The organism is Klebsiella sp. 141240, assembly GCF_050600805.1.
GTDB lineage: Bacteria > Pseudomonadota > Gammaproteobacteria > Enterobacterales > Enterobacteriaceae > Klebsiella > Klebsiella aerogenes.
The window spans coordinates 192,649-209,587 of record NZ_JAQIRK010000003.1 but is presented as its reverse complement, the minus strand read 5'-3'; the positions used below and the strand labels follow the sequence as shown (position 1 = coordinate 209,587).

General features: G+C 53.5%; 14 protein-coding genes. 1 reads left to right on the top strand and 13 read right to left on the bottom strand.

Annotated elements, in window-relative coordinates; translation table 11 throughout:
• Positions 1-190 precede the first annotated feature (190 nt).
• From cybB to PGQ95_RS06740, 6 genes are all read right to left on the bottom strand, one after another.
• On the bottom strand, positions 191-718 hold the full coding sequence (gene cybB / locus PGQ95_RS06765) for a cytochrome b561 (protein WP_087859494.1): 528 nt from the start codon (positions 716-718) through the stop codon (positions 191-193).
• 142 nt (positions 719-860) lie between these two features.
• On the bottom strand, positions 861-1,763 hold the full coding sequence (locus tag PGQ95_RS06760) for an endonuclease/exonuclease/phosphatase family protein (RefSeq protein ID WP_087859493.1): 903 nt from the start codon (positions 1,761-1,763) through the stop codon (positions 861-863).
• Between the two features lie 267 nt (positions 1,764-2,030).
• A complete protein-coding gene (locus PGQ95_RS06755; RefSeq protein ID WP_430917412.1) occupies positions 2,031-4,142 on the bottom strand; it encodes a peptidase domain-containing ABC transporter in 2,112 nt (703 codons plus the stop codon).
• Positions 4,132-5,409 carry an HlyD family secretion protein gene (locus tag PGQ95_RS06750; RefSeq protein WP_430917410.1) on the bottom strand — a complete coding sequence of 426 codons (1,278 nt, stop codon included), beginning with the start codon at positions 5,407-5,409 and terminating at the stop codon, positions 4,132-4,134. The genes PGQ95_RS06755 and PGQ95_RS06750 overlap by 11 nt, the downstream gene beginning before the upstream one ends.
• 18 nt (positions 5,410-5,427) lie before the next feature.
• A complete protein-coding gene (locus PGQ95_RS06745; protein ID WP_430917408.1) occupies positions 5,428-6,126 on the bottom strand; it encodes a lysostaphin resistance A-like protein in 699 nt (232 codons plus the stop codon).
• Between the two features lie 177 nt (positions 6,127-6,303).
• Positions 6,304-6,621 carry a colicin V family bacteriocin gene (locus PGQ95_RS06740; protein WP_042894619.1) on the bottom strand — a complete coding sequence of 106 codons (318 nt, stop codon included), beginning with the start codon at positions 6,619-6,621 and terminating at the stop codon, positions 6,304-6,306.
• 780 nt (positions 6,622-7,401) lie between these two features.
• Between PGQ95_RS06740 and gap the strand changes: the two genes are divergently transcribed.
• Positions 7,402-8,400: a type I glyceraldehyde-3-phosphate dehydrogenase gene (gap, locus tag PGQ95_RS06735; protein ID WP_015366361.1), complete on the top strand. Its 999-nt coding sequence runs from the start codon at positions 7,402-7,404 to the stop codon at positions 8,398-8,400.
• Positions 8,401-8,441: 41 nt separating this feature from the next.
• Here gap and PGQ95_RS06730 read toward each other — a convergent pair whose 3' ends face one another.
• The 7 genes from PGQ95_RS06730 to PGQ95_RS06700 form a co-directional block, all read right to left on the bottom strand.
• Positions 8,442-9,233, bottom strand: coding sequence for a YdcF family protein (locus PGQ95_RS06730; RefSeq protein ID WP_430917406.1), 792 nt, complete (start codon positions 9,231-9,233; stop codon positions 8,442-8,444).
• Positions 9,234-9,343: 110 nt separating this feature from the next.
• The gene (locus PGQ95_RS06725) at positions 9,344-10,780 is read right to left on the bottom strand and encodes an amino acid permease (protein ID WP_430917404.1); all 1,437 of its coding nucleotides are present in this window, start codon (positions 10,778-10,780) and stop codon (positions 9,344-9,346) included.
• 10 nt (positions 10,781-10,790) lie between these two features.
• Positions 10,791-11,786 carry a succinylglutamate desuccinylase gene (gene astE / locus PGQ95_RS06720; protein WP_430917402.1) on the bottom strand — a complete coding sequence of 332 codons (996 nt, stop codon included), beginning with the start codon at positions 11,784-11,786 and terminating at the stop codon, positions 10,791-10,793.
• Between the two features lie 10 nt (positions 11,787-11,796).
• Entirely contained in the window at positions 11,797-13,137 is a 1,341-nt protein-coding gene (astB, locus tag PGQ95_RS06715) for an N-succinylarginine dihydrolase (RefSeq protein WP_430917400.1), read from the bottom strand.
• Between the two features lie 22 nt (positions 13,138-13,159).
• Positions 13,160-14,626 carry a succinylglutamate-semialdehyde dehydrogenase gene (astD, locus tag PGQ95_RS06710; RefSeq protein WP_015366356.1) on the bottom strand — a complete coding sequence of 489 codons (1,467 nt, stop codon included), beginning with the start codon at positions 14,624-14,626 and terminating at the stop codon, positions 13,160-13,162.
• The gene (gene astA, locus PGQ95_RS06705) at positions 14,617-15,639 is read right to left on the bottom strand and encodes an arginine N-succinyltransferase (RefSeq protein ID WP_161798757.1); all 1,023 of its coding nucleotides are present in this window, start codon (positions 15,637-15,639) and stop codon (positions 14,617-14,619) included. Before astA ends, astD begins: the two co-directional genes overlap by 10 nt.
• Positions 15,640-15,657: 18 nt before the next feature.
• A complete protein-coding gene (locus PGQ95_RS06700; protein ID WP_015366354.1) occupies positions 15,658-16,863 on the bottom strand; it encodes a bifunctional succinylornithine transaminase/acetylornithine transaminase in 1,206 nt (401 codons plus the stop codon).
• Positions 16,864-16,939: the final 76 nt, after the last annotated feature.

The following is a 16,939-nucleotide window of genomic DNA, read 5'->3' as shown; positions in this document are numbered from 1 at the left end:
CGACCTCCCGGCTGGATTCAATCCACCGCACTGAGATTCTTATAGAACCTTTCGTTTCGTTTAGACATTTTTATTTACATACTCGATACAAATTTGCAGCATAAGTAACATTTCACGAATCATTTATTGGCGAGTTAACGGAAACAAAAAACCCGCCGGTGGGCGGGTTCAGGCATGTCAGGCGTAGTACTCAACGCTTGCGCGGCATCATGCGCAGCAGCGTATTATCTTTCCATAAATAGTGATGCAGCAGCGCCGCCAGCGCGTGCAGGCCAATCACGAAATAGCCGATATTGGCAAGTAAGCCGTGCAGCCCCTTAAGGCTGTCGACCAAAGCGAAGTTGCTTTGCGCCGCAAAGGGCATCGTCAGGCCGAAAGCAAACCACGGGTTACCGCGGTAGTACATCATTGCCATGCCAATCGCCGGTAGCGCGATAAACAGCAGATATATCACCAGATGGCCAAGATGGGCGAAACCGGTCATCATCGGCGAGGGTTTAGGAACAATCGGCGGCGCCGGAGACTTCAGGCGCACCAACAGTCGTGCAATCATCAAGACAAAAATGGAAATGCCGCAGGAGACATGGATCATGTTTATCACCGGACGGTCGCTGCGCGGGAAAAAACCGCGCAGTTCCATCGCCGCGTAGGCGACGACAACCAGTAAAAAGACCAGCCAGTGAATTCCTATCTGCAGGCCAGAATATTTATCGCGCATGAATAAACCTTAATGGAAGTGTGATGTTGTTAACATAACCGCCTTCCCTTAAATTTTCATTAACCTTTACCGAGGCTTAAAAAACAGCGTTAGCGCGAATTGAATAGCATCAGGGCTCTTTTGCAAAGAGCCCTGGGCGATGTTACTGCTCGGTGAGTTGCAGTTCAGCAATGACCGGCAGATGGTCACTGGCCGCTGACCAGTTAAATTCCGTCGAGTTATGCGGAATCTCCAGCTTCTTCACATCCCACTTTTGCCCTTTGAAGGTGAAAATATGGTCGATATCAATAGCCGGGTTAACGGCAGGCCAGCTACGCGTATCGGTCCCCTGCTTCGACACTTCGTTAAAGAAATAACCGATCTCTTTCACCGGCTGTTCTTCACGGGTTGAATTGAAATCGCCGGCCAGGATCTTAATTGAAGAAGCGATATCTTTAAAATCAGACGCCGCATCGCCAATACTCAAATCGAGAAGATAACGAGCCTGCTCTGTACGCATGGTGGGATCTTTTTGCCAGTCGAGATGGGTCACCATAATAATCGGCGCGGAATCAAAACCCGGTACATCAACCTGCGCCAGTAGCGCCACGCGCTGTTCCGCATTGCCTGACGGCAGCTTCACCACCTGAGAATGCAGGATTTTGTATTTTGACAGCAGCCCCAGCCCGTACTCTCCGCCGTCAAAATCAAGCGCTTTACCAAAGGCATAATGCATATTGTTGGCATCGGCAATCGTCTTAAGCTGATCGATTTTCTGGCTGCGCTGGGTTTTGTTATCGACTTCCGGAACGGCGATAATATCGGCGTTAATTTTTTTAATCGCTGAATTAAGTGCCGTAAAATCGGCCACATTATCAGAAGCTTCATTCTTGCCAATATTATAGGTTGCTATGCGTAGTTTCGGCTGATGCTGGGTATAGACTTTATCCGGCACCCCGCCTTTTTGTACCGCAAGTATTTCATTACCAGCAAGTTTCTCAGCTGCCTGGACGTTGGCCGCCAGACAAGCCAGCGCCACCATAGTCAGTGCAATGCTCTTTTTCATTGGTATGCTATTCCCCTTGTTTAAGTATTCTTATATTAAGGGTACCGAGTGAAGACATTGATTATCGTGATGTATAGCGCAAACTTATAACGCAGAGTGAATTAAGTATCCCGAAAGATTTGAGGTTATCCACAAAACGAGTCGGTATCAGATCGCATAGTTTGTGGATAACTCGCTACAGGCCCCGCCACTCCAGCCATCCCGCCTTGTGTTCATTATTCAACCACATAGCGAACCAAATGCCGCAATAGAGTAGGATATTGGCTGTTAATCGGATTCGCCGAGGGTGATGATTCTGTCCGCGGTTTGCAGGGTCGTTTCACGGTGAGCAATAATTATTCGGGTTATATTCAACTTTTTCATTGCCAGACTGACGTCTTTTTCACACTCTGCGTCCAGTGCGCTGGTGGCTTCATCCATGAATAATATATCCGGACGGCGGTAAAGCGCTCGGGCAATAAAAATCCTCTGTCTCTGTCCCCCAGATAGCCCCTCCCCCAGTTCTCCGATTAACGTCTCATACCCCATTGGCAGAGCCAATATCACGTCATGAATGCTGCTTGTCCGGGCACATTCTCTCATCCAGGCATCATCAACATTTTCAGTGAATCCGCAGATATTCTCCCGAATAGAGCCAGAAAACAGCCGGTCATCCTGCATCACGCAGGCGATCAAGCGATGATAGTTATTTATACCCAGTTGCCTGATATCCGTACCATTCATTAAGACAGCCCCTGATATCGGTTCAGACAAGCCGCACAGTACTTTAAGCAGCGTGGTTTTCCCCGAACCAGAGGGCCCGGTAATGGCCACACTCTCGCCTGCTCGAATCTTGAAACTGAGGCCGCTAAAGACGGGTGCTGACCGGCTGTCGTAACGGAAGCTTAGCGCTTTAATCTCCAGGCTGGCCGGAGACATGGTTGCCTTTAATCCTGAATCTGGTTTTCTTTCTTCCTTTTCATTCAACGCGATATCCGAAATCCTTTCGTTATGCAGGCTCATCATACGCAGCTGTAATAAGAAGTTGATCAGCGATCCTACCCGGTCAGAAAACTGTGCGCGGAATGCGCCAAATGCCACAAACATGCCGATGGTCATTTGGTTCTCCATAACCAGACTGATGCCCAGCCACAGAATAGTCACCTGATCGCACGTCGCCACAAACGTGTTAATGCCGCCGAAGAACATATCAAGACGGCTGAGTCTGATACCGGTATTGATGGCATCAATCTTCAGGTTCAGCCAGTGGCTCCCACGCCGTTCTGCCATTCCCTGCATTTTAACCGTAGCTATTCCGTAGAGTGTTTCCATAAAATATGAACCAGCACGGGCTCCGGTGATTAACGCTTCTTCCGACAGCTGGCGGTACCGGCTATAGGTCAATATACGAATGAAGACATATACCGCTGTAAAGCCCAGTACAAAAACCGTCAATTTTCCACCGTACAGGATAAGCATCAACAAGAGACCGGCAACCATGATGCTGTCCATCATTGCCCCCACCACACTGGTTGTAAACGTGGCGCGAAGCGCATCCAACGAGCTGAAGCGGGAGTGAATATCGCCCATCTTTCGTCGCTCAAAATAGGTCAACGGCAACTGAAGCAGATGACGGAATAGCCCCGACTGCCATTGCACATTTATCAATGACTCCATCGCAAGGGATGACCATGCGCGGATCACGCTAACCAAAGTACGCCCCAAAATAAAAAACATCAGGACTCCACAGATAAGCATGAGCAGTCCCCGGTCATTCGCAGGAATAGCATGATCCATTACCAATTGGGTACCGACAGGCATCACCAGGCCGATAGCTTCAATAATCAGCGACAGACAGAAAATTTTGCTCAGTACGCCCCGGATACCCTGCACGCTGCTGATTAACGCCCGTATTCCGATTCGGCTTTTTATCGTTTCCTGCACAAATGTACTTCCGGGCCAGACCTCCAGCGCCACTCCGGTGAAGCACTGTGACATTTCATCGGTCCCGACAGTTCTTCGCCCCCTGGCTGGATCATGAAGCACGAAGCGATTCTTACGTACGCTGACGAGCACCACGAAATGATTAAAATTCCAGTGCAGGATACAGGGCATTCTGAGAGCATTAAGTTCATGGAGATCCAGTGACAATGCCCGGCTTTCCATCCCTAACTCAATCCCGGTTTGCTGAACACTGGCAAGCGAGGCTCCACGGGCAGACAGATTTATTTGGCGACGTAGGGCGATCAGGTCGATATTACGACCATAATGTCCGCATATCATCGCCAGACAGGCCAGACCACATTCTGACGTTTCTGTCTGATGAACGACCGGGACTCGCCGCCGAAATTTCAGATCCAATTTCTCCTCGATGGATGATATGAAGTGGTTACGGTTCATGAATCGGCCCCGTAACACTGCGCTTCATATCGTAGAATGGCGAGAGCATCCACTGATAGATTTTACGTTTTTCCAGAAATAACGTGCTCTGTGCCTTCATGCCATTTTCCAGAGGCAGACGCTTGCCGGCGTAGTTGACAGCCTGCTTTTCTGGACTAATCACAACTTTGTAGTAAGCAGCCGCACCTGCCGCAGAGTTAATCGGGGCGGTCGTATAGGTCTGCATTTCGCGGTAGGAGGCTGGCGTCCGGGAAATGAGTGTGACTTTTGCCGAGAACTGACCAAATTTTTCAGCCGGAAAGGCTTCGTAGCGTATACTCACCCTATCACCGACTGAAATATATGGAACGGCTTCATTGGGTACCCAAAGAACCAAATAATAGCGTTGTATTTTTTCTGGAATTATCTGCAGCAGACTGTCGCCTTCGCTGACCATCTGACCTGGGGTGACGCTTAATGAATCAATTTTGCCGTCTGATGAGGCACGAATGATAATATCGCCTCCCGCATCAGTATTAATCCGCTCTTTCTGTAGCTCATAACGCTGCAGTTCCATCTGATAAACCCGATTGTCAAATTCCGCCGCCTGCGTCTGAATTTGACTTTCCAGATTGGTTAACTGTAGAGCATTTTGTTCATGCTGCGCGCTCAGGCTGAGCAAACTATTATGCTGCTGGTAGTACAAGGCCACCAGACTGGTTAACTGGTCTTTATTAATCAACCCCTGCTGCTGGTACCGTCGGTAATTATCCATGTTATTTTTCATTAATTTTATTCCCTCCTCAGCGCGCCTGACAATGCCTGCCGAGCGTTCAAAAGAGGCGCTATACTGTATTTTCTGTTGCTCAAGCATCCGCAAAGTGGTTTCCTTACTCTCTCTAAGGCGAGTGATAATCTCGGCGATGCGCTTCAATTGGTTTTCGATATCCTGTCGTTGAGTCTCATTGACCACGCCTCTACGTGTACTTTTACTGACATCAATTTGATAAACAGGATCACCCTTTTTTACAGGGTCCCCTTCCCGGACGAACTGTGTCGCGACAAATCCCTGGACACCGGAATAGACATTAACCGGTCTCGGCCAGGTGGTAACTTCACCTTGCACGCTAATACGTCGTGTATAAGTGCCGGTGCTAATTAAAACAATGAAGCAGACGAAAAAAAGCGCGCTGGTAATTATAACCAGCCGAGAGGAGAGTCCCGGTAGTAATACTGCTTTGCCACACCATGTTTTATCCCTGTTTTCGAGCGCTTCCTTACGAAACATATTTCATTCCCGCTATGGCTAAGCCTCTCCGGAATACTGGAGGAATGACACATACTGAATACCAATTACTACCGCGTTCATCAGCGCATGAAGAATAATTGGCATCAGTATTCCGCCGGTTTTTATTCTCCCGATAACCAGCATCAGCGAAACCAGAAATAATATCAGGAACGATCGCCAGTCTATGTACTGTAAATGACAGGCTGAAAATACAACAGACACAGTGACAGCCGCCGCATAATTGTTATTCCCGAGCCAGTATTTAAACACACTGAAAAGACAGCCGCGGAAGACCATCTCTTCATAAACAGGAACCAATAGAATCATCACAATGGCATTTAGCCAGAATACATGCCCATCCAGTCGCATCTGTGAAGCTGACCAGTTTTCAGTCTGATAGCCTGCAGTGACAAAAGGCAACAGAAATTGGATCAACAGAATACACAGGAAAAGTATAATAAAAATGCCGAAACGAAAATTCCCTCTCCCCATGCCCTCGCGTTTGTAGAAATAGAGATAATAAAGGGGGGAAATTGCCAGAAACTCCAGTCCGAAAAGTAGTGGATAGAGATATCCCGTTATCATAAGGTCTTTGCTGCCCTCGAAAAAAAGCGGCAAACATGTGATGCCAAAAAATAGCGCAAACATGGCAAAACAGCCGGTTACGGCTTTGTTTCTTGCAATATTGTACTCGCGGTTATATCCGTCAACGTTCATTTTTTATTCCATCGGCGCCAAAAGGCGTGGACGACTCCCACTCGACTGACAAACTTTAATTATGGCTAGTTTTAAAGGTTAAGAGATGGAAGAGCTGATAACATGCTCTTCCATACGCTAACAGCTATCCTTATTGGCTTTTAGACTGGTTTATACCCGTACGCCAATCAGCATCTGTCAGTAACAAATATCATTGAGGTTATTCGGACTCCAGTAGCATTCTCTGCCTGCTGCTGCATTCCACGCTTCGGATGGAAGGTTAGCTGGTTTTTGTTTGAGCGTTCCGCCCAAACCAGATGGGGACATCGCTGGGTCCGGTGTTTTTGTTGCAGCCCAGTCATAAACCTGTCCCCCTGCGATCCCACCGGTTATGGCACCAGGAGTTCCGCCTACAAATGTGCCAGCTCCAGCGCCTATTCCCTGAGCAATTTCCCGCCCAATATCCCCCCCTGCACCGGAGACCATACCCAACTGTTTATTTGTCAGCTCTTTCATCTTTCATATTCCTTATGTAATTCAATAGCCAAAAATAAGCATTGCTCAGAAAATATATACATCCAACGGCAAACACAGGCAGCAGTGCTCTGGGTGCCGATAAAATATCTGCATCATCAACAAAACATCGCACAACGAGAAAACAGAATATAAGATAGAAAAGAGAATGCTCCCGGCAAGGATAATATCTTTAAACACCCGCATTATGATTTACCCTGCAGATTTTCCTTCCCGCATTTCATGCCAGCAGGATGGAATTTCGGCATGATTTTTAAATTTTTAAGCTATGGGTTGATAATTATTCCTCAGGCCGCAATCCATTTTCTATTCATCCCTGTATTATTCCTAATGCAAGGTTACATTAATATGACCAGATGTCAATGAATGATATTCATTCTCATTATCAATATTGTGCTGAACCACCGCTATAGTTATCAATACAGCCTCGATGTAGCTATATCCTTCTGCGCTTTTTCTAATTTCTGTTATTGTGATGTAGATCATATTTACCACTCAACGCCGCATGAAATAGCGAACAATGGTAGGCACTCTTTTTGTTGTACTGTCGCGGTAAGAACATTGGAACCACCTCCGACCCGGCGTTATACTTCCTTCGCACCATCTGGCTCCACGTGACAGTTACTGAAGACGCTTCAGGCAGGTAACTTAGCAATAGAAACACCTCAGGTGAACTGCTAAGCCACTGAAAGGTAGGATTTACTCTTCCCGCTCTGCCTGAAGAAGTTTTAACGTATCAACTTCACCACCAGGAGAGTATCCATGAGTAAACTTGGGATTAATGGATTTGGTCGTATTGGACGCTTAGTACTTCGTCGTCTGTTAGAAGTGAATAGCCCGCTGGAGGTCGTGGCCATCAACGATCTCACCTCACCGAAAGTCTTAGCCTACCTGCTTAAACATGACTCTAACTACGGTCCTTTCCCATGGAGCGTTGATTTTACAGAAGATGCGCTGATCGTTAATGGTAAAAAAATCACCGTTTATGCGGAAAAAGAGGCTCAGCATATTCCGTGGAAAGCCGCAGGCGCTGAGGTGATTGTTGAATGTACCGGTTTCTATACGTCGGCGGAAAAATCGCAGGCACACCTGACCGCCGGCGCGAAGAAAGTGCTGATTTCCGCCCCTGCCGGCGAGATGAAAACCATCGTTTATCACGTCAACGACGACACCATGAGCCCAGATGATACCATCATTTCGGTTGCATCCTGCACCACCAACTGTCTGGCGCCAATGGCTAAAGTGCTCAACGATGCTTTCGGCATTACCGTGGGCACCATGACCACTATTCACGCTTATACCGGTACGCAATCGCTGGTGGACGGGCCGCGTGGCAAAGACCTGCGCGCCTCGCGAGCGGCAGCGGAGAACATTATTCCGCACACCACCGGCGCGGCAAAAGCCATTGGTCTGGTGATCCCGGAACTTAGCGGGAAACTGAAAGGTCACGCCCAGCGCGTGCCGACTAAAACCGGCTCAGTGACGGAACTGGTTTCCGTATTGGCGAAGAAAGTCACCGCTGAAGAGGTTAATCAGGCCATGAAAAATGCGGCGGCGAACAATGAATCTTTTGGCTACACCGAAGAAGAAATTGTCTCCTCCGACATTATCGGCAGCCATTTCGGCTCAATCTATGATGCGACTCAACTGGAGATCATGGAGGCCGGCGGCGTACAGCTTGTGAAAACCGTGGCCTGGTACGATAACGAGTACGGCTTTGTTACCCAGCTTGTCCGCGTACTGGATAAATTCGCGAAGTAAACTCAGAACCAGCGGATAGCTGCGGCTATCCGCCTTGCTCACTACCCCAGCGTTCTGGCGTTCAGCGCCTCGCTCAATAGCGTATCTTCACGCAAGCATTGCCACGCCGCGCTAACATCGCGTGGGAAATCGACGTGGGTAATAAACCCTTTACCGTTGGGGCCATAACCCTGCGCGTTATCCAGCAGACGCGGCAGCTCGCCAAGCAGCAGCGCCAGATAACGCCCCACTGGCCACAATCCACTATCGTCTCCGTTGAATCTCAGGCCAGCAGCGCTGTTTTCAAGCCGCGGCGAACAACCGGGATAGCTCCACCACTGCGGCTGCGCCGGTGCCTCCTGCCAGGCGCGGGCAAAGGTCGCCATCGTCCGACGCTGCATCGTCGGATCCTGAATCACCACGCCAGAGGAATGATCCAGCCCGCGTTCTTCCAGTAACCGGCGAGTAAACCACGCGTTTTCGCCGCAGTTGGTTGAACGATCTTCCACCACAATGCGATCGCGCGGTATTTGCCAGAAACGTTCGGCGATATCCGCCAGGATATGCGATTCCGGACGCCCCTCTACCTGCAGCGCCTGATAGTGCGGATGCTTTCGTACGACGTCGTAAAGAAAGGTCGTCGAATGACCAATACCGCCGCTTATCAATAGTGGAATCTGCCTCTGTGCCGCGAGCCGACAGGCGGCGTCAATGGTCGGGATCACCGCGTTACCGGCCAACACCGCAATCTGCGGCTGCGCATTCTGCGGCAAATCATCCTGCGCCAACCAGTCGCCGATGAGATTGGCCGCCGCTAACGTGTCGTGTGAAAGCGCCGGGAAATGCTCTGTCATACCCTTTCCTTCTTCTGTCCTGATCCAACAATGAAGTGTCGGGCGACATCATAAACCGCGCTACGGCGAAAAGGAAAATCCGGCAGCCACGCTTCAGCTGCCGGGTATCATCAGGCGCTGGCGTTATCCAATGCCAGTTGCCCTTCGCGCTTCTGTTTCACTTTCCAGAAGCACCATAGCGCAATAAACCACAGCGGCGAGGCCAGCAGCGCCAGCAGCGTATCCGGGTCGAAAATCATAATGAAGATTGAGAAGGCGAAAAACAGCAGGCTTAGCCAGCACATCACCACTCCCGCCGGCATTTTGAATTTCGACCGCGCGTGCAGGTCCGGGCGTTTATGGCGATACACCAGGTACGCCACGAGGATCATACCCCAGCTGAAAACCACCATGATCGCCGCCAGCGTTGAAACGATGGTGAACAACGTCATCACGTTTGGCACCAGGAACAGCAGTAACGTACCGCTTAGCATGCAGAAGCAGGAGAACAGGAGGCTACGTACCGGAATGCGGGTATTACGCGATAGTATACGGAACTGCCAGTGCGCATGTTTTTCCACCGACAGGCCGTACAGCATGCGGGTACTGGAATAAACGCCGCTGTTCGCCGACGACATGGCTGACGTCAAGGCGACAAAGTTTATCACCGCGGCGGCGGCAGGTAGCCCGGCCTTGGCGAACAGGGTCACGAACGGACTGGCATCCGGCGAGACGCCCGGCCATGAAGCCACGGCAATAATCACCACCATCGACAGCAGATAGAAAATAATGATGCGCAGCGGCAGCGCGTTAATCGCCTTCGGCAGGATGCGCTCAGGATCGCGTGTTTCCGCCGTCATGGTGCCGAGCAGCTCAATACCGGTGAAGGAGAAGATCGCTATCTGGAAACCGGCGAAGAAACCGGTCACCCCGTGCGGCATAAAGGCCGTCGGGTCGGTAATATGACCTAACGAAGCCTTCACGCCATCCGGCGAAGTCCAGCCAATAGCAATCATCCACGCGCCGGTCAAAATCAGCGCGATAATGGTGATGACCTTAATCAGCGCAAACCAGAATTCGGCCTCGCCGAACATCTTTACCGACAACAGATTAAACAAGAACAGGATCCCAAGCGTACTCAGCGCGGGCATCCACGCCGACATCTCCGGGAACCAGTACTGCATATAGCTACCGCAAACCACCACGTCGGCGATACAGGTCACCACCCAGCTAAGCCAGTAGGTCCAACCCAGATAGAAACTGGCCTGCGGGCCAAGATAGTCGCCGACGAAATCCGCAAACGAACGGTAATCCAGGCGGGTCAGCAACAGCTCCCCCATCGCCCGCATCACCATATAGGTAAAGAAACCTACCAGTAGATAGATAAGCAGAATGGATGTTCCGGCGACGGCGATGTTTCTGCCCGCCCCCATAAACAGTCCGGTGCCGATAGCGCCGCCCAGCGCAATCATCTGAATGTGCCGGGCGCCAAGGCCGCGTTTGAGCTGCGACGGGCACTCCCCGTCGGCGGCAGGATGAACCTGCCCCTCGCGTTGATGTTCAGTCATGTTGATTCCTTCAAGCAGGCATGGAAAGGCTTGGCGCGGTAGCGGTCAGCAGCAGCCCGGCGCGTTGACCGGCGGCGACGCCCGCATTCGGAAACAGGATGTAGGGGGCGTCGGCATTGACCACCCAGGTTTTCTGTGCCTGACGGGCGATTTCATAGCCTGCCGGCAGCGCGGTAAAGTTTTCGATTTTCGGGTCGAGATTCAGGGTAAAACCGTTCTCGCCCTTGATGATGCTCTGCTGCACCACAAAGTATTCGACCGGCGCTTTGCTACGCGGCGGCATGATGCCGTCGGCGATCAGCGCGCCGATCGCCAGTTCGGTGGCGGCAAACAAGCGCAGATCATTTTCACCGAATGGCATCACCTTCCCCAGTTCCAGCGTGGCGCTTTGCGCGCCGAACTTCTCGCTGGTGAAGTGGGTAAAGGTGCCGCCCGGTTCGGTATGGCGCACGATGGCATCCATACCGCTGGCCTGCAACAGCTGATAAAAATCTGCGCTGTAGTCGCCATCATGAGCGGGCAGCAGCGCAAACTGCCGATATTTCGACCCGCGAATAGCGGTATGCAGATCGAGATGCGTGCGCGGCACCTTGCCGTGGACATCGGCGCTACGGAAGAAGGCCTGTACGGCCATCTCCAGTTCAAAAGCGCGACGCGACTCGTTCCCGGGCATCGCCGCCAGATGGCGGCCGCCAAACAGCCGGTTGAGATCGTTATGCAGATAGCGACGACCGGCGCGAATGGCGGGCAAATTGCCGAACACCACCAGTAGCGCCTGGGTCAGCGGCTGTTCGCCATGGCTTAACCCCTGCAGGATCTGCAGCAACATTTCAATCGGCGCGGTTTCGTTACCGTGCACCCCGGCAGAAAGCACCGTCGCCTGTCGCCATGACGTTTTTGGCAGCAGTTGCAGAATGCCATCGCCTAACCAACTGGCTTCGATAGTCGGCGGAAAGGTCCATGTCTGCAGTTTACAATGCAGTAAATCGTTGACGTTTTGTTCCATTCCCGGCCCCTTATCGCTGGAAGTCATAAATCGCGCCCAGATGTAAAATCTGCGTCAGCTCGTCCAGCGCCTGATAAACCTCGCGCAGCAGCTGCGGGTCGGCGAGGTCGCTGGCATGCAGGCGATCGCGATAATGCTTTTCAACCCACGCGGTCAGTTGCTGGTAGCGTTCGTCATTCATCAGGCTGTGAGCGTTGACCGCCGCACGCTCAGCGTCATTAAGCACCACCCGCAGACGTAAACAGGCCGGGCCGCCGCCGTTGCGCATGCTTTCACGTAGATCGAATGCGGCCACTTCATCGATAGGCGATGCGCTATCGGCGGCGAGAGCAGAGAGATAACGCCAGACGTTTTCACGCTGACGGCACTCTTCCGGCACCACAATCAACATTTTGCCATCGGCTTTGCTCAGTAACTGGCTGTTGAACAGATAAGAGGCCACCGCGTCATCGAGGCTAACCTGCTCGTCCGGCACTTCAACGCTGGTGAATGGAATATTCAGCCTGGCGTTGCTCTCCTTCAGCGTCGCCAGCACCTCCCGCTGCTGCAGGAAGGCGTGCTGATGATGGAACAGCACGTGGCGGTTGCTGACGGCGATAACATCATTGTGGAATACGCCATGGTCGATAGCCTGCGGATTTTGCTGAGCGAATACGGTGTACTGCAGGTCGAGCTGATGCAGACGCGCCACCGCTTCGCTGGCCTCCAGCGTCTGGCGTGCGGGGTATTTAGCTGGCGCAATGCCGCCGCTGGCGCGCTTACCATAGACAAAAAACTGCACGCCCTGGCGATCATAATCCCCACAGAAACGGTTATGGTTCGCCGCCCCTTCATCACCTAAATCGCCATGCTGCGGCAGCGCCGCGTGATGCGCGAAGTAACGCTCATCGGCGAAGGTGGCCCTGAGGATAGCCGAGGTGATCGGCGCTTCCTGCATGCGGTGCAGCTTATTGTTCAGGTTGGCGACCGTAAAGTGCACTTTTCCATCAGCGCTATCCGCCGACGGCGACACGGTGGCGGCGTTGGCGGTCCACATCGAGGAAGCGGAGCTAAAGGCCGACAATAGCTGCGGGGCCTCTTTAGCTGCACGCTGGATCACCTGCTCGTCGCTACCCTGAAAACCAATACTGCGCAGCATCGTCATATTTGGCCGCGGCTGCGGCGGCAGAATGCCCTGTACAAAGCCACGATCGGCCAGGGTCTTCATCTTATAAAGTCCCTGCAGCGCCGCCTTCTTCGGGTTAGATAAACCGTCGCGGTTGTTTTGTGACGCTTCGTTGCCTACCGACAACCCGGCGTAGTGGTGCGTTGGCCCCACCAGGCCGTCAAAATTCGCTTCAAATCCAGACATAGTGTCCTCACAAAAACGGTTATCAGAATGGCAGACCTGGCGACGTCGTCGCCGGCAGCGTCAGCGTTTCGCTGACCAGAGAAGCCATCGGCCAGGCGCAATAATCGGCGGCATACCACGCCGAGGCGCGATGGTTGCCGGAGGCGCCGACACCGCCGAAAGGCGCTTTACTGGAGGCCCCGGTGAGCGGTTTGTTCCAGTTAACAATCCCGGCGCGCGCTTCGTCGGCCAGCTTGTCGAACAGCGCCGGGTCGGCGGAAATCAGCCCCACCGCCAGGCCGTAGCGGGTGTTATTGGCGATCGCGATCGCCTCATCGAACTGGTCATAACGAATCACGGTCAGCAGCGGGCCGAAGTACTCTTCATCCGGTACCGCGATCCCGGTAACATCGATAATTCCCGGCGTCAGCACGGTTGAGCGCGGATCAGGCTGGCTCATGCGCAGCAGAACATTGCCGCCCAGCGCTTCCAGCTTCGCCTGCGCCGCCAGCATGCCCTGCGCGGCGGTTTGCGAAATCACCCCGCCCATAAACGGCTGCGGATCGGCGTCCCATTTACCGGCGCGGATCTGCCGGCTGGCAGCAATCAGTTGTTCAAGTAGCGCATCGCCCTGTTCGCCGCGCGGTACCAGTAAACGACGCGCGCAGGTGCAGCGCTGCCCGGCGGAGATAAAGGCCGATTGAATAATCACGTTCAGCGCCGCAACGCTATCGACAACGTCGGCCACGATCAGCGAGTTATTGCCGCCCATCTCCAGCGCCAACATTTTCTCCGGCTGGCCGCCGAGGTAGCGGTGGAAATGGAAGCCAGCGGCGGCACTCCCGGTAAACAGCACCCCGTCGATATCGCGGTTTTCCAGCAGCGCCTGGCCGGTATCTTTCGCCCCCTGCACCAGGTTTAGCACCCCATCCGGGATCCCGGCCTGCTGCCATAGCTGAACGGTGAGTTCCGCGGTCGCGGGCGTCAATTCGCTCGGTTTAAATACCACGGTGTTACCGGCGATCAGCGCCGGGATAATATGGCCATTCGGCAGATGCCCCGGGAAGTTGTAAGGGCCAAACACCGCCATCACGCCGTGCGGCTTATGGCGCAGCAGCGCTTTGCCGTCCGGCATAGCGGACTCGCGATAACCGGTACGTTCGGCGTAGGCATCAATGGAAATCCCGGCCTTGCCGATCATCGCCTGTACTTCAGTACGCGTTTCCCACAGCGGCTTGCTGGTTTCACGGGAAATTAACGTCGCCAGCGCCTCTTTATTCTCTTCCAGCAGTGCAGCGAAACGCTGAACCACGGCAATGCGTTCGCTTAATGGGCGATGCGACCAGCTATAAAACGCCTCGCGCGCGGCAGTACAGGCGGCCTGCACATCGGCCGCGCCGGCGCTGCTCGCCTGCCATAAAATAGACTGGTCTTCCGGCGCCAGCTTGGTTAACGGCGCGCCTGCGCCCTGCTGCCACTTACCTGCTATAAACTGTGCGTTTACCGCCATGATCTGTTTTCCTCTGGATTGAGTGTCACCGCGTGAACCCGGTCGGTGGCATTGACCTGCAGGGCGTCCAGCGCCTGCTGATCGAGCGCTCCCGGCGTCTCTTGCGCGATGAGCACCGCGCGGAAATTATCAAACTGTCCGTTGGCGACGATGGTTGGCGTCGCCTGCGGCGTCATGAGTTGCAGCGCCGGCAGCGAGTAGCTCTCTCTGATGGCGCGAATATTATCGGTTTCTGCTTCCAGTACCGGGCCGGCATCGAAGATGTCGACGGACCCGCGCCAGCCAAACCCCTCTTTTTCGAGAATAGCCCGCGCCGGCGCGGTATTAGCATGAACCTGGCCTATCACCTCGCGGGCATCATCCGGCAGCAGCGAGATGTAAATCGGGTAAGCCGGCATCAATTCGGCGATAAAGGTTTTCATCCCTGTACCGGTGAGGCGGTCGGCATCGGCGAAAGGAATATCGAAAAAGTGGTGCCCCAACGCATCCCAGAACGGCGAATTACCCTGCTCGTCGCTGCGCCCGCGCAGCTCGGCGAACAGATGCGGTGAAAACCACTCGCGGAACGCGGCAATAAAGACAAACCGCGCTTTGGAAAGCAGCAGGCCATTGCGGTTCTTCTGGTACTCAGGGTCCAGAAACAGGGTACAGAGTTCGCTGTGGCCGGTATGGTCGTAGCTTAAATTGAGCAAATCCTGATGCTTGTAAACCCCAAGCTCTTTGGATGCCCGTACCGTTTTCTGAATACGAAAATTGTAGAACGGTTCGTCGAGCCCCACCGCGACCTCAATGGCGCTGACGCCGACAACCCGGCTCAGTTCGGTATCTTCCAGAACAAACAGAAACCCCTGTTCGCCGCGCGTCAGCTTGCCGGCAAAGGTCTCCACGCTGCGTTTGATCCGTGCGGCGAGGCGCACGGCATCATTGGGCAGCGAGGTCATTCCCACGCCCGCCCGGGAGGCCAGGCGGACAATATCATCGAGGTCGTTTTCCCGTACGGGACGAAATAACATCATAGGCCGTCTCCCGGATTAGCTGGTTAAGCGGGCGACGGCGCGCTCAAGGCGCACGAAGGCTTCATCAATATCCGCCAGGGGAATATTGAGCGCCGGGGCGAAACGCAGTACGTCCGGCCCGGCTATCAGCGCGATCAGTCCCTCTTCCGCCGCCAGATTGGTCAGCGCTTTGGCTTTGCCGCGCAGATGGCTTGCCAGTTCGGCGCCAATCAGCAGCCCCATCCCACGCACGGCGCTAAAGAGATCATATTTGGCGTTCAGCGCATTGAGTTTATCGACGATAAGGGTATGGCGTTCGCCCACGCCCGCCAGCAGCGCACTATCTATTTGCGCCAGCACGCTATTGGCGACGGTCGCCGCCAGCGGGTTGCCGCCGAAAGTCGTGCCGTGGGTACCCGGCTGGAACACCTGCGCCCAGGCCTCTTTCGCCAGCATCGCGCCAATTGGGAAGCCGCCGCCCAGCCCTTTCGCGCTGGTGAGAATGTCCGGAACCACGTTGTAGTGCTGGTAAGCATACAGTTGGCCGGTACGCCCGGCGCCGGTCTGCACTTCATCAAAAATCAGCGTCGCTTCATGCTCATCACACAGCTCGCGCAGTGCCTGCAGGAATTGCGGATCCGCTGGCATGACGCCGCCTTCGCCGATAATCGGCTCGACGATGACCGCGCAGGTGCGGGAAGAGAACGCCGCTTTCACCGCGTCGATATCGTTATACGGCAGATGGGTGATGTCCTGCGGTAATGGCGCATAGTCGCTGGAGTATTTCGGCTGCCCCCCTACGGTTACGGTAAACAGAGTGCGGCCATGGAAAGAGTTTTTGAAGGCGATAATTTCGCTCTTGTCGGCGCCGAATTTGTCGTGAGCATACTTGCGCGCCAGCTTCAGCGCGGCTTCGTTGGCTTCAGCACCGGAGTTACAGAAGAAAATTTTATCGGCGAAGGTTGACTCCACCAGGGTTTTCGCCAGCTGCAGTACCGGTTCGTTGGTATAGCCGTTGCCGATGTGCCACAGCTTATCCAGCTGCGCTTTCAGCGCGTTAGCCAGCGCCGGATTCGCATGACCCAGCGCGTTAACCGCAATGCCGCCAGCCACGTCAATGTACTCTTTACCCTGCTGGTCCCAGACGCGGGAGCCCGCCGCTTTCACCGGGATAAACGGCGCGGGAGCGAAACACGGAACCATATAAGCATCAAAATCTTCGCGAGTGATACTGCCTGACATAACAATTCTCCGGAACGAGGATCGGCGGCATAAATTGGCCAATCGTGAATAGTCGAATTTAACAATTTCCCTTTAG

Excerpts from the sequence above, each read along its gene's own strand:
- cybB (WP_087859494.1), bottom strand. The coding sequence starts at position 718 with ATGCGCGATAAATATTCTGGCCTGCAGATAGGAATTCACTGGCTGGTC.
- PGQ95_RS06760 (WP_087859493.1), bottom strand. The coding sequence starts at position 1,763 with ATGAAAAAGAGCATTGCACTGACTATGGTGGCGCTGGCTTGTCTGGCG.
- PGQ95_RS06755 (WP_430917412.1), bottom strand. The coding sequence starts at position 4,142 with ATGAACCGTAACCACTTCATATCATCCATCGAGGAGAAATTGGATCTG.
- PGQ95_RS06750 (WP_430917410.1), bottom strand. The coding sequence starts at position 5,409 with ATGTTTCGTAAGGAAGCGCTCGAAAACAGGGATAAAACATGGTGTGGC.
- PGQ95_RS06745 (WP_430917408.1), bottom strand. The coding sequence starts at position 6,126 with ATGAACGTTGACGGATATAACCGCGAGTACAATATTGCAAGAAACAAA.
- PGQ95_RS06740 (WP_042894619.1), bottom strand. The coding sequence starts at position 6,621 with ATGAAAGAGCTGACAAATAAACAGTTGGGTATGGTCTCCGGTGCAGGG.
- gap (WP_015366361.1), top strand. The coding sequence starts at position 7,402 with ATGAGTAAACTTGGGATTAATGGATTTGGTCGTATTGGACGCTTAGTA.
- PGQ95_RS06730 (WP_430917406.1), bottom strand. The coding sequence starts at position 9,233 with ATGACAGAGCATTTCCCGGCGCTTTCACACGACACGTTAGCGGCGGCC.
- PGQ95_RS06725 (WP_430917404.1), bottom strand. The coding sequence starts at position 10,780 with ATGACTGAACATCAACGCGAGGGGCAGGTTCATCCTGCCGCCGACGGG.
- astE (WP_430917402.1), bottom strand. The coding sequence starts at position 11,786 with ATGGAACAAAACGTCAACGATTTACTGCATTGTAAACTGCAGACATGG.
- astB (WP_430917400.1), bottom strand. The coding sequence starts at position 13,137 with ATGTCTGGATTTGAAGCGAATTTTGACGGCCTGGTGGGGCCAACGCAC.
- astD (WP_015366356.1), bottom strand. The coding sequence starts at position 14,626 with ATGGCGGTAAACGCACAGTTTATAGCAGGTAAGTGGCAGCAGGGCGCA.
- astA (WP_161798757.1), bottom strand. The coding sequence starts at position 15,639 with ATGTTATTTCGTCCCGTACGGGAAAACGACCTCGATGATATTGTCCGC.
- PGQ95_RS06700 (WP_015366354.1), bottom strand. The coding sequence starts at position 16,863 with ATGTCAGGCAGTATCACTCGCGAAGATTTTGATGCTTATATGGTTCCG.